We start from the raw sequence: 12018 nt of genomic DNA on the forward strand, positions 1-12018 counted from the left end.
ATCACTCGGTCAGGGTGACGTAGCGTTCATCGAACACGGTGACCTGCGTGCTGCCGGGATCGAATTCCAGCCCGTCGCGCATGGCAAATGTCTGCACATTGCGCCACAGATACATAGCTGGCATCACATCTTCCCATTCGGCCAGCAGGTCCATATAGGCCGCATACCGTTCATCGAATTCCTGCGCGCGGGCGAAACGCTGGCCTGCCTCAAGGAACCCTTCGGTCGGTTCCCATGTGCGGTGGCTTGCAATCACACGGTTGGACCCCGGACCCCAATCCAGCCACAGCGGGCGATACGGGTCGCCGGTGAATTCCGACGACATGGACATGTTCAGCAGGTGGAAGGGGCGTTCATAGGCCAGCGCGAAATTGTCCAGAATGCGGATTTCCACGTTTATGCCCAGATCGGCCCATTCTTCGACCATGAATTCGGCGGCAGTTTCATAATTGGGGAAGAACCCGCGCACGATATGCCAGCGCAGCGTTTCCCCGTCATAGCCGCTGCGCGCCAGATATTCGGCAGCGCGTTCGGGGTCATAGCCATAGGTCGCCTGCCGGTCGGGATCATGGTAGTCGCCATATTCAGGAAAGTTGAAGGGCGTGGGCGCATAGGTGGCATCATCCCACAGCGCGCGCGCCAATGTGTCCATATCCACGGCCATGACCATGGCCTTGCGCAAATCGGCATCCATGATGGGGTTGTCTTCCATGCCGTCAATATCCAGCGTGTTGAACGCGAACATCGGATAATTGCCCACCTGTGACACCAGCAGGTTCACGCCGTCGGTATTTTCCACGACGTCAAGCTGGTCGGTGGGAATGCTGACAATCAGATCGAATTCGCCGGACACAAGCCCTGCATAGCGCGTGGAATATTCCGAAATCACATTCCAGCTGATCGAGCTGAACATGGGATCACTGCCCCAATACCCGTCAAAGGCTTCGGCTGTCAGTCGGGTAGAAGGGTCAAAATCGACCACGCGGTAAGGGCCGGTTCCGATCGGGTTCTGGCCGAATTCTTCGGTGCCCACAGACTCGTAGTAGTCTTTTGGCAGGACAAACCCGATGGGGGTTGTCAGCCGCGCGATGAAGGTTGCGTCGGGGAATTCGGTTTCCAATTCCACAGTGTAATCGTCAACCGCTTCCACGCGGACCAGTCCGCTGGCGAAACTTGCGCCGCGCGGTGCCATGGGCGCATCCCCCCACAGGCGTTCGGCCGACAGCGAGAACGCCACGTCTGCGGCGGTCATGGGATCCCCATTGTGGAACGTGACCCCTTCGCGAATGGTCAATGTCCACACGGTATCCGATGTGCGTTCCCATGACGTGGCCAGACCAGGGATCAACTCGTTCCCGTCGGGGTCCTCGAAGTAGTTGCGCTGCACCAATGTCTCGAAGATATTGGAATGCACACGCCCGCCCGTGGTGGAAATCCCGATCACAGGGTCCATGGTGGGCCACAGGTTGTCGACCGCGAAATTCAGCGTCGGGCGATCTTGGGCTGCACCCAAAGCGGGGATGCTGACACTTAGTGCCAGCGCGGAAGCGAAGCAAAATCTTTTGAACAGCATGTTCAGGTCCTTCCTGTCAGGTTGGGGGGATGTTGGTTTTTCTTGTTATTATCGGTCGGTCTGCGCATCCGGCTGCGGCAGTTCGGGTTTCGCATAAGGGCGCGTGTTTTGCAGTGCGGGGATCATTTGTCTGGCGCGGGTTACCGCGGTCATGTCCAGATCAATGACAACAACGCCGTTTTCCTGTTTCATATCCGCCAGTATTTCACCCCATGGGTCGATCACCAGTGAATGGCCCCATGTCTGGCGCCCATCGGCATGGTGCCCGTTTTGCGCCGCCGCCACAACAAAGCACCCGTTTTCAATGGCCCGCGCGCGCAGCAGAATTTCCCAATGCGCCTTGCCCGTGCTCATCGCGAAGGCAGATGGCACAAACAGGACTGTCGCACCCGCCTGCGCATAATCGCGGTAAAGATGTGGAAATCTAAGATCGTAACATATGGACAGGCCAAACAAACCCCAAGGCGTTGACGCCAGCGCGGCCTGTTGGCCGGGGGCATAGCGGTCGGATTCCCGTCGCGGGGGTTCACCCGGAAGATTGACGTCAAACAGATGGATCTTGTCATATTGCGACACAATGCTGCCGTCAGGGGCGATCATGTGCCCCCGATTGCGAAACCGTTCATCCGGCGGGTCCAGAACAGGGGTGGACCCGGTTTGCACCCAAATGCCGTAATCGCGTGCAGTATCGCGGCAGGCCGCCAGATAGGGGTCGTTGCCTTCGGTCGTCACTGATTGGCGCGCAGATGCCCTGTCGCGGTTCATCAGCCCCGCAGCTTCGGGCAGCGCCAGAAGCTGCGCGCCCTGATTTGCGGCCTGACGGGCAATATCGTGCAATGCGGCAATATTGTCAGCATGGGTGTTGGAAGACGTCATTTGCGCCATCGCCAGTCGAAGCTGGGTCGGGCTGATCGTGTCCATTGGGGGTGGGCTGGTCATGTGACTGCTTTCCTTCGACGGCGTTGCGGGTGCGGTCTGGTCTGCCTTGAAATCAGCGTAACAAGCTTGAATGAAATAAAAAAGTTCAATAAAGTCTGATTACCCAAGTTTTATTTGTGCATTGAGGTGCCATGCGCGATCGATTACCCCCCTTGCGGGCCATGCGTGTTCTGGAAGCGGTCTGGAAACACGGCTCCATCGCGGCGGCGGCAGAAAACCTGAATGTCACGCAATCAGCCATCGGACACCAGTTGCGCCAGATCGAGGAATGGTCGGGCGTCCGGTTGATGATCCGCGAGGGGCGGCGAATTCAACTAACCGATGCGGGCGAAAGTCTGGCACTGGTCGTACATCGCGGGTTCAGCAGCATCCGCCATGAGGTGGACCGCCTGACCATGCGCGAACGCCTGCCCGTGACATTGGCCGCCATGCCGCTGGTTGCGCAAAACTGGTTGTTGCCAAACCTGCCGCAATTCCATGAACGCCACCCCAATGTTGCCCTGCATCTGGCAACCATCCAGTCCGACCAGCCCATGACCCCCGAACCGGATGTGACGATCCTGTTCTCACTTAGCGGTGATTTGCCCGCCGGCGCAAAACCCCTGGTCACCGGCAAGGCGATTCCGGTCTGCGCGCCGGACTATCTGGCGCGACACCCGATGCAAAGCGACGCGGACATTCTGACCGCGCGATTGCTGCAGGACGAAGATTCGCGCATGTGGGCCGACTGGGCGAAAGCCGCGCAATGCGCTGCGCCTGAACCGCCAACCAAAGGGCTGCTGTATCTGGCGGGGTCGAACCTGTTGACAGACGCGGCGCTGGCCGGACAGGGTGTAGCCATTTGCCGCGAAGCGCTGATCGCAGGCCATTTGCGCGATGGCCGCCTGATTACACTGTCCCGGACCGCGATTGATGCCGATGCCTGTTATTTTTATACCCTGTCGAATGCGGGACGAAAGCAAAGCACGGTGTCGCAGGTGGTGTCTTGGTTGGGGAGTTTGGCGCAACGCCAGCCCCTACGGTGACCCGCGCACAAGGGTGTCGGCCGGTACTGAACAAAGCCCGCCACCTGCGATTGTCATAGGGAATTGATGGGGCTGAACGGCCTGCATAATTTCTGTCTTGTATGTCGCAGTTAATAGATTTCGTTTTCCATTTGTTGAAAACTGGGGGCACACCGGTTGCAACGAAGGCTTCATGCGCAAATTTTCCCTGATCAATGTGAGCTTCGCGCTTGTCGCGCGCGATATCGCAACGACGTTGCAGCAATTCGATATGGGCGTTCCCCAGATCAGCCCTGCCGCCGAGGACGCGGTGAACTGGCTGGCCCAGCGCGGTCAGGGCGATCTGGTCGGGCTGGCAATCATTCAGGCCAGCCCCGAAGAGTTTGTCAGAAGTGAACTATATCCGTTGCTTGACGCCGCAGGCAGCAAGGTCATTTTGCTTGTGGACTCGCTTGAAGCGGCGGCACGCTCTTCGTTTCCGTCACTTGTCTTGCCCTTCTTCACAGAAGATCTGGAGGCATTGGTGCAGCAGATCGCAGACGATTAAAGCAATGGGCGCTCTGGCACAGCCTCGTAATCGATCATGGAAATTTCGGCAAGCTGATCAAGGTCGCGGACACGCAGCTGTCCGCCCTCCCATTGGACATAGGGGCGCAATCGCGCAAGGGTTTTGTTGGTATGCACCAGCGACAGGCCCAAGGCATCGGCCATATCCCGCTGGCGGAACGGAAAAACGACCGTATCATCCCTGCCAAGCCCGACTGCTTTTAGCCGCATGAAAATCTTGGCAAACGCCCATGCCATCCGTTCCGTGGCATTGCGCTGGCCCAGTGTGGTGATGGTTTCACATAAGAAATGCTCTTCGACAGCCGCGATCCATACCAGCGAGTAGGCCCGCTTCGGGCTTTCCCGAAACAACTCGGGCAAGCGCGACTTCTTGAATTTGCACAGCACCATTTTTTCTGCTGCAATCGCTGTGGATGAGGCCTCGCCGCTCAGAACACCCTGAAGGCCAATAGTATCACCAGGAAAGATGAAATTCACCAACTGCCTGTCGCCATTCGCCAGATGACGATAACGTGCGCCTTGTCCGTGACGCACCGTATAGAAGAAATCCAGCGCATCGCCTTCTGAGAAAAGGATATCGCCGCGTTCAAACGTGTCCTCGCCCGCCCAGAACGCCTGCATGAAATCAAGTTCATGGGCTGTGAATGGGTTGAAGATGTCTTTCTTCCTTAAAAAACAAGTCTGACAAGGACTTTTCGCTGCGCACATTGCATGTATTCCGTCAATTGTTGTTGCCGCTAATCTGCACGGCGGTCGGAAAATAATCCACCCCCGTTAAATCGGGGGTATCAGCGGTAAGCGATAGAATGACCTTGCCGCAGACGCGCGGCATGACACCCCGAAGGGGTATGCTGATCGCGGGTTGGTCCATGCACGGCAAGGCGTGACCGGTTCGGCTTAACGAAAGAACCGTATGCCGGCGATGGCGATATCCGCGTCAAACGCCCGACCGATGGCCACAATCCCGATCCGGCGCAGCTGCGACAGATCGAGTGCGGCATCAATCCGGTGCGCAGTGAAATCAGCGAAAGGCAGTTGGATGGTTTGCCATTCGGGGACCGGCCGGAAACTGGCGCGGTAGGATTGCCATGGTCGTGTCACATCGCGCGTGCGCAGGTGCAGGTTGTAATCCTTATCATTGCCGGTGATGTCCATCTCGATCCCTGCCCAAGTCCGCGCATCGATCGTGCCGCCGCGCGGGTCAAGGTCGAGGGCGATCTGGACAAACCCGCCGTTATTTTCCAAGCTGACTTGTCCCCGCATGCGCAGCGCGGGGCGGTCACGGACTATCTCGCGGGTCATTGCCCCGCGCGAGATACCGCCCATGACGCGGTCCGACACGAATTCCCACGCGGCCCCGTTCACGGCGCGAGGATGGGGGGCGGAAAGGTCATCGATCAGAGTATCAGGGGGTGTCATTGCAGGGCTGTCCTTGTTTGTCGCGGGGATCCCGCCTTGAACTATGCGCGCAAGCGGTTTCGCAACTCGGCCCGATTTTGACTCATGTCCGGTGTAATAGTGCTTGAATCCGTTTCAAACAATCAAGCCCCGATCTTGCAGGCGAACCGCGGGACATTCCCGGCCTGCCGCCCAGCGCGAAACCGGTGAGCACGCACCAACAGCCGGTGGCGGCCCCGTGGCAAGACAGTCGCGTTCAATGCACGCAATGTTGCCCATTGCCGTTCTGGCAACAGAAGCTGACGGTGACGCCCCCCCTCAACCAGCTTACACCAGAGCTAGATGTCTAGAGCATGTCGCGCTCATTCGCATTCACCCGACATGCTCTAACTTACTGGTTTTGCATGTTCGAGAAGCTCAAAACCGGTTCCCGCTTTTGAGCAACATGCACCAAGGGCGAATGCGGATACCTAGTCCGATCAGATGCAGATACCCGCCGGAATGTGAACAGCCGTCTGGGTTGAAAAAGCTTGATCTGATAGCTGCGAAGCGCAATCCTGAAAATTGCAGCATTCCGCTGCATCAGGGAGGAAAGCTATGTTTAGACTATCCGGGGCCCTAGCTGGCCTTATGTTCGTTGCAAGCCCCGCATTCGCAGATACACATTCCCATAACCATGATGACATGGCCCGCACACCCGCTCCGGAAGGCGCAGAGGTATATTTCATTACTCCAGCCGACGGTGCCGTTGTTTCGAACCCGGTCACGATCCAGTTCGGTGCGCGCGGTATTGGCATTGCACCTGCAGGCGTAGATTGGCCCGATACCGGCCATCACCACCTGTTGATCAATGTCGACCCGACCGAAGTTGATATGGAGTTCGGCCTGCCTGCAGATGATCAGTATCGTCATTTTGGCGGGGGACAAACCGAAGTGACGCTGGACCTGCCCGCGGGCACACATACCATGTTCTTGCTGTTGGGTGATCACAACCATGTTCCGCATGATCCCCCCATCCTGTCGGAAGTCATCACCATCACTGTAGAGTGAAGCCGGCACTCCGGTCAGGTCCGTGCAATGATCCTGCCCCGTTGCTGCGGGATTTCTTTTGGAATGCATAGCCTGCGCGTGTGTGGATGGACGCAATACGTCCCTCCTCGGTTTTGTCATGCGTGACGCGTGTCGTGGCGGACATAGCGGGGCTTCAGCTCTCGGCGATTATTCTTGTGGCGATAAACCGGCCGATCACGGCAGAGCCCGTGCTGTTCGGATGGGTGCGATCAGGGGCAAGAAGGTGCGAGGCAGTTGCGTCAATCACGTCTTCGATGTCCATGAAATAAACCCCCGGTTTTGCTGCAGCATAACGGGCGATGCGCTGTTCCATAGTGACCAGCCAAGGATGACACCCTGCGAACGACCGTGAGGCTGGTGCCTCATAGTATCCGGCCCAGATCACTTGCGCCCCCTGATTGCGGGCGCGACTGATCAGATCGGGAATAGCCCCGGTCATGGCATCCGGTCCGATCAGCTGGTCAATAACACCATCGCAGCGCTGGCATCCGCAAGCCCTTGCCAGATCATTCGCCCCGCCATTCATGACGACCCAGGACCAGGACCCGGAAGTTAGCTGGTCCGGTATGCTAAGCCCGCCAAGACTGGCAAGGCGCCCAGACTGCAATTGCGCCCCCAATCTGGCGCGGCTCGTGACATCACGGTTCAGTTCCATCTCTATCACACGCCCCACATCCTGCCCCGAACTCCGGTTCCAGGCGAAAACGGAATCACCGATGACCAGAATATCACCCGCCTGCTGGCGCGGCGCGACACCGCAAGCGGCGAGAGCGCTGAACAAGGCGGCAATCAGAAACAGACGCATGAACAGACCTTTTGCTGACTTGATCGAAAGCCTACGGCTTCGCGACATCCAAGGCCAAATCACATTGCCGTTGCAGTGGGACTTGGCCTGTCGGGTGATGGCTTTCATTGAGGATGTCTGTGAACAGCAGGAAATTCATTGGCAATGCTATTCCCGCTTCGGCTTGAAAGAATGTACCCGACGGATCGGGGGCAATCGTGACGCGCCACATTCATGAGGCTGGCGGACGGCATACGTAAAAGTCGAACCATAAGCCTTGGGCACTGGCTATGCCCAATATTTTACCAAGCTGCATGATGTCGCCCCACCGCATAGGGAAACAAGGCCGCAACGATGCGTGCGCCTGCGGGTCGGGCCGGAAATACAAGCTGTGCTGTGGCCGACATTGAAAGAGGCAAGCTGGGCCGGGATTTCCTGCGTGCTGGAAGGTCGAGGAAATCAGCGCGCGACGCAACTACCCCAAGCCATGCGGCGTCCGACACAGTTCCGGCACAGTCCGCGGCGCATGGCGAGAGCGAGCACTAAAATACGTTGCGCGATGAGGTGGCGTTTCCGACTAACTGTGGTGAACCGCGCATGCAGGGATAAACCACCCAACAGCTTCTGGGCGGCATCATGGCTGGAAAACAAAGCTTCCGGGCGCGGGCATAAGCGGGGAATAGCCTTTGTCGGGCGCACCCATTTGCGGCGCAGGCCCCGCGCCACCAGTTCGCGATGCAAGCCATTCGGCCCATTCGGGCCACCATGAACCGGCCTTCGGCGCATTTTGCGCCAACCACGCATCAGGGCCAGTGTATAATGCCCCTTCGGGCCTATGCGACAGGCGATAGTGGCGAGATTTATGGCCCGGCTCGCTAAGGATGCCGCCGTTATGCCCGCCTTTGGTCAACACGAATGTCAGGTCGCAATCGGTAAAAAGCTGCGTTTTATATACGGACTGCCACGGCGCGATATGGTCGGTTTCCGTGCCGATCACGAACATGGGCGCGGTGATGTTTTTCAGCGCGATCACACGCCCTTCAACCGCGAAACGCCCCGCCGTCAGCCGGTTCTCCAGAAACAATGCGCGCAGATATTCTGAGTGCATTCTGGCAGGCATCCGCGTGGTATCGGCGTTCCAGACGCCAATATCGCTGGGCAGGTCATCACGTCCCAGAAAATAGCGTTGCACATTGCGCGTATAGATCAGATCCTCTGACCGTATTGCTACAAAGGCGCGGGCCATTTGCGGGCGGTCAAGATAGCCCTGTTCCCACATCAGATCCTCGAGAAACGCAATCTGGCTTTCGTCCAGAAACATCAGCAGTTCGCCCGCTTCCACGAAATCCACCTGCGCGGCCATCAGCGTGATGGACCCAAGCCGCCTGTCACCATCGCGCGCCATCGTGGCCGCAGTGATCGCCAGCATCGTGCCGCCCAGACAATAGCCCACCGCATGCACCGGCTGATCAGGCACAATCGCGCAAATAGCGTCAAGCGCAGCCAGAACACCGCGCTTGCGGTAGTCTTCCAATGACAATTCCGCCTGCGCAGCTGTCGGGTTACACCAGGAAATCATGAAGACCGTGAACCCCTGCCCCACCAGATAGCGCACCATCGAATTATGCGGCGAAAGGTCAAGAATATAGTATTTCATGATCCACGCGGGCACAATCAGGATGGGCTCTGCCTGCACTTGTTCGGTCTGCGGGGCATATTGGATCAACTCGAACAGGTCATTGCGAAACACCACTTCGCCGGGGGTGCAGGCCAGTTCCTTACCGATTTCAAAGCCTTCGGGGGCAGGATCGCGATGGCCGCTGAGTGTCTTGAGCATGTCGTGCGAAAATCTGGTCATGCCTTCGGTGAAGTTGCGGCCAGCTGTGTCGCGCGTGGCCTGGATAATTTCGGGATTGAGCCATGGAAAATTGGAGGGCGATACGAGATCAAGGGACTGGCGGGCCAAAAAACGCGCGCGTTCGGCATCTTCACGGCGCAGGCCGCGCATGGGTTCCGTCGCGTGATCCCACCAGTCCTGCATCGCCAGAAACCACTGATGCCAAATCTGGAACGGCTGTTTCTGCCAGTCGGGATGCGTGAAACGGTGGTCATAGGATTTGGGCGCGAAAGCCGGGCCTGCATCACGGTCAGTGACGCTGGCCAACAGCTTCATTGCGTTTTGCTGCGCATGTTCGACAAGTTCAAGCTGACGGCCAGGTGAGCGCGCCATATGCTGCGCCCAATCGCTCCAGGCCTCGATAAAGGCATGGTTTGACACTCCGCCGCTCAGCTTTGCCATGACGCCCCGCGCGGCGCGGTCAAAATTCTGATGTGATGGCTTGGGTTCGGACGACACAGGGGCCGTCACTGCCGGTAGCCGCGCCATGGCTGACGGGTCAAGTTTGCTTTTGGATGGCTTTGCTCGGCGGGGCGGCATGAGTTACGTCCTTTTTCTGGCGAGCGGCATGATCTTGCTGTCAGGGTCCAGGCAGTGGCGAATAGCGGACAGATCAAGCGTTTCTTCCGCTTCCAGCCGCGCGACAAGGCGGGTGATCTGGTCGCGATGCTCTTCGATCAGGGCAGTTGCCTTGGCTTCGGCGTCTTGCAAAAGGCCTATCACGGCCTGATCGACCCGTGTAGCGGTTTCGTCCGAATAGCTGCGCGGTTGCGCGATTTGTTGGCCGAGGAAGGGATGATCTTCGCTGTCACGCAGGTCCACAGGGCCAATGTCGCTATGCATCCCCCAGCGTGCAACCATCGAGCGCGCCAGCGCTGTTGCACGGCGGATATCGTCATCTGCACCCGAACTGACGGAACCAAGCAGCAACTTCTCTGCCGCCCGCCCGGCCAGCAGCGTGACAAGTTGCGCGCGCAAATAGGATTCAGGCAGGGTGTGACGGTCATGGGCGGGCAGCATATGGGTGCTGCCAAGACTGCGCCCGCGCGGGATGATCGTGACCTTGTAGATCGGATCACTGCCCGGGTTGTAAAAGGCCGCCGCCGTATGGCCCGCCTCATGGACAGCCAGCCGGTGGCGTTCATCAGGCTGGATCGCCAATGTGCGCACAGTGCCCATCATCACCTTGTCGCGCGCCTCGTCCAGATCGGCATGGGTGATGTCGCCGGCATGACGGCGCGCGGCCGTAATCGCGGCTTCATTCAGCAGGTTTTTCAGATCCGCCCCGGAAAAACCCGGCGTGCCCGCCGCGACCTGATCCAGATCGACATCGCTGTGCAGGGGCAGGCCCCTGATATGCACATTCAGGATTGCGCGCCGCGCGTCCTTGTCGGGCAGCGACAGGGTCACATGACGGTCAAACCGCCCCGGACGTAGAAGCGCAGGGTCAAGCACATCAGGGCGATTGGTGGCGGCCAGCACCACCACGGCCTCGCGCGCGCTGAACCCGTCAAGTTCGGCCAGTATCTGGTTCAGCGTCTGCTCTCTTTCGTCATGGCCCCCGCCCAGTCCTGTGCCGCGCGTGCGCCCTATACTGTCCAATTCGTCGATAAAGATGATCGCAGGCGCATGCTGCCGTGCGGCTTCAAACATCTTGCGGACGCGCCCGGCACCAACACCGACGAACATTTCCACAAACTCCGATCCCGAGGTCGAGAAGAACGGCACATCCGCTTCGCCTGCAAATGCGCGCGCCAGAAGCGTCTTGCCAGTGCCGGGCGGACCCATCATCAGCACCCCATGCGGCACCGTGGCCCCCACGCGCTGGAAACGGTCGGGGTCGCGCAGGAATTCCACGAGTTCCGACACTTCGCGCTTGGCTTCGTCCTGACCTGCGACATCGGCAAATGTGACCTTGCTGGTCAGCTTCGCGGGTTTCGACGACCGACCGCTTAGGAAATCGCCCATCCCGCCACCCAATCCACCGCCCAGACGACCACCCAAGCCGCCCATCATCCGACGGCTGAGCCAGAAATAGAACCCAAGGATCAGGATCCATGGCAGAAACCAGATCAAGGCCGAAGGGGCGCGCGGGGCTTGGGCCGTCACGATGACGCCCATGTCTTCAAGCAAGGGCAATAGCGTCGGATCAGGTTGCGCTGGTGTGATGGCCCGCACACGGCTGACGCCATCGCTTCTTTGGTCGTGCAGCCATGCAACAATGGCCGTTTCCTCCAGCGTCACCTCGCGCACGTCGCCATTGCGGATCAGGGCTTTTATTTCACTGTATGAGATGGTCGCCGTGGCACCGGGCGCGGTCGGTTGTTGCGTCAGCATGAATGTCAACGCAACCAAGCCCAATACAAAAAGCCAGAGCATTCGCGCTAGTGCCGGTTTGTCAGGCTGTTCAGGCGGCGGTGGCATTCTAGGGGTGTTCATGACGCCTCCTCAGTGCAAAGGCCTTTGGGTTTCATGTATTGGAACCAAGCAGGCGTGAAATATCTTGCAACCCAGAATAGCAATTGACGGGGGGAGCGTCCTTGCGTTGCATCAAGTTGTTTCATTTCGCAGGACCCACAAGCCTGACTATGGCAACCGACATGCGCCGCTACGGTCAGTCAATCTTGCCACTGTGGTCAACGTCCGCCTCCACCAACAGCTCGAACCCGGCGAGTTTCTCCGACGGGTTCGAGGGGGAGCGCCAGTTCTTTTCACAACGGGATCCCGGTCAGGGCTTCTGCCGTTCGGCCCCGCAAAAACAGAAATCAGGGGATTTCACGTCAGG

Annotated in this window: 12 protein-coding genes; 5 read left to right on the forward strand and 7 right to left on the reverse strand. The window is 58.6% G+C overall.

Going from position 1 to position 12018, the window contains the following annotated elements; genetic code table 11:
• Position 1: 1 nt before the first annotated feature.
• Positions 2–1573 (reverse strand): ABC transporter substrate-binding protein, encoded by a 1572-nt coding sequence (locus tag ACTIE1_RS04300; RefSeq protein ID WP_439563276.1) that lies wholly within the window; start codon positions 1571–1573, stop codon positions 2–4.
• Between the two features lie 48 nt (positions 1574–1621).
• On the reverse strand, positions 1622–2512 hold the full coding sequence (locus tag ACTIE1_RS04305) for a carbon-nitrogen hydrolase family protein (RefSeq protein ID WP_439561856.1): 891 nt from the start codon (positions 2510–2512) through the stop codon (positions 1622–1624).
• A gap of 131 nt (positions 2513–2643) precedes the next feature.
• Here ACTIE1_RS04305 and ACTIE1_RS04310 point away from each other — a divergent pair, with 131 nt between their 5' ends.
• Together ACTIE1_RS04310 and ACTIE1_RS04315 are read left to right on the forward strand one after the other, a co-directional pair.
• Positions 2644–3537, forward strand: coding sequence for a LysR family transcriptional regulator (locus ACTIE1_RS04310; RefSeq protein WP_439561857.1), 894 nt, complete (start codon positions 2644–2646; stop codon positions 3535–3537).
• Between the two features lie 172 nt (positions 3538–3709).
• Positions 3710–4063 carry a hypothetical protein gene (locus tag ACTIE1_RS04315; protein ID WP_439561858.1) on the forward strand — a complete coding sequence of 118 codons (354 nt, stop codon included), beginning with the start codon at positions 3710–3712 and terminating at the stop codon, positions 4061–4063.
• Here ACTIE1_RS04315 and ACTIE1_RS04320 read toward each other — a convergent pair.
• Positions 4060–4704 carry a Crp/Fnr family transcriptional regulator gene (locus ACTIE1_RS04320; RefSeq protein ID WP_439561859.1) on the reverse strand — a complete coding sequence of 215 codons (645 nt, stop codon included), beginning with the start codon at positions 4702–4704 and terminating at the stop codon, positions 4060–4062. The genes ACTIE1_RS04315 and ACTIE1_RS04320 overlap by 4 nt on opposite strands.
• A gap of 276 nt (positions 4705–4980) precedes the next feature.
• The gene (locus tag ACTIE1_RS04325; RefSeq protein WP_439561860.1) at positions 4981–5502 is read right to left on the reverse strand and encodes a CIA30 family protein; all 522 of its coding nucleotides are present in this window, start codon (positions 5500–5502) and stop codon (positions 4981–4983) included.
• A gap of 663 nt (positions 5503–6165) precedes the next feature.
• On the opposite strand from ACTIE1_RS04325, the gene ACTIE1_RS04330 reads away from it, so the two are divergent.
• The gene (locus ACTIE1_RS04330) at positions 6166–6531 is read left to right on the forward strand and encodes a DUF4399 domain-containing protein (RefSeq protein ID WP_439563277.1); all 366 of its coding nucleotides are present in this window, start codon (positions 6166–6168) and stop codon (positions 6529–6531) included.
• 154 nt (positions 6532–6685) lie between these two features.
• Here the strand turns inward: ACTIE1_RS04330 and ACTIE1_RS04335 are convergent, their stop codons facing one another.
• Positions 6686–7357, reverse strand: coding sequence for an SGNH/GDSL hydrolase family protein (locus ACTIE1_RS04335; RefSeq protein ID WP_439561862.1), 672 nt, complete (start codon positions 7355–7357; stop codon positions 6686–6688).
• Between the two features lie 296 nt (positions 7358–7653).
• Here ACTIE1_RS04335 and ACTIE1_RS04340 point away from each other — a divergent pair, with 296 nt between their 5' ends.
• Positions 7654–7746 (forward strand): SEC-C metal-binding domain-containing protein, encoded by a 93-nt coding sequence (locus tag ACTIE1_RS04340; RefSeq protein WP_439561889.1) that lies wholly within the window; start codon positions 7654–7656, stop codon positions 7744–7746.
• 224 nt (positions 7747–7970) lie between these two features.
• Here ACTIE1_RS04340 and ACTIE1_RS04345 read toward each other — a convergent pair whose 3' ends face one another.
• Together ACTIE1_RS04345 and ftsH are read right to left on the reverse strand one after the other, a co-directional pair.
• The gene (locus ACTIE1_RS04345) at positions 7971–9773 is read right to left on the reverse strand and encodes a PHA/PHB synthase family protein (protein ID WP_439561863.1); all 1803 of its coding nucleotides are present in this window, start codon (positions 9771–9773) and stop codon (positions 7971–7973) included.
• A 3-nt stretch (positions 9774–9776) separates the two neighbouring features.
• Complete coding sequence (gene ftsH / locus ACTIE1_RS04350; RefSeq protein WP_439563278.1) at positions 9777–11612, reverse strand: ATP-dependent zinc metalloprotease FtsH; 1836 nt, start codon at positions 11610–11612, stop codon at positions 9777–9779.
• 209 nt (positions 11613–11821) lie between these two features.
• On the opposite strand from ftsH, the gene ACTIE1_RS04355 reads away from it, so the two are divergent.
• Positions 11822–12018: hypothetical protein (locus ACTIE1_RS04355; protein ID WP_439563279.1), on the forward strand; the 197-nt coding region annotated here is incomplete at its 3' end.

The sequence above is a fragment of the Roseinatronobacter sp. genome, from assembly GCF_051859525.1.
In the GTDB taxonomy this organism is placed as follows: Bacteria; Pseudomonadota; Alphaproteobacteria; order Rhodobacterales; family Rhodobacteraceae; genus Roseinatronobacter.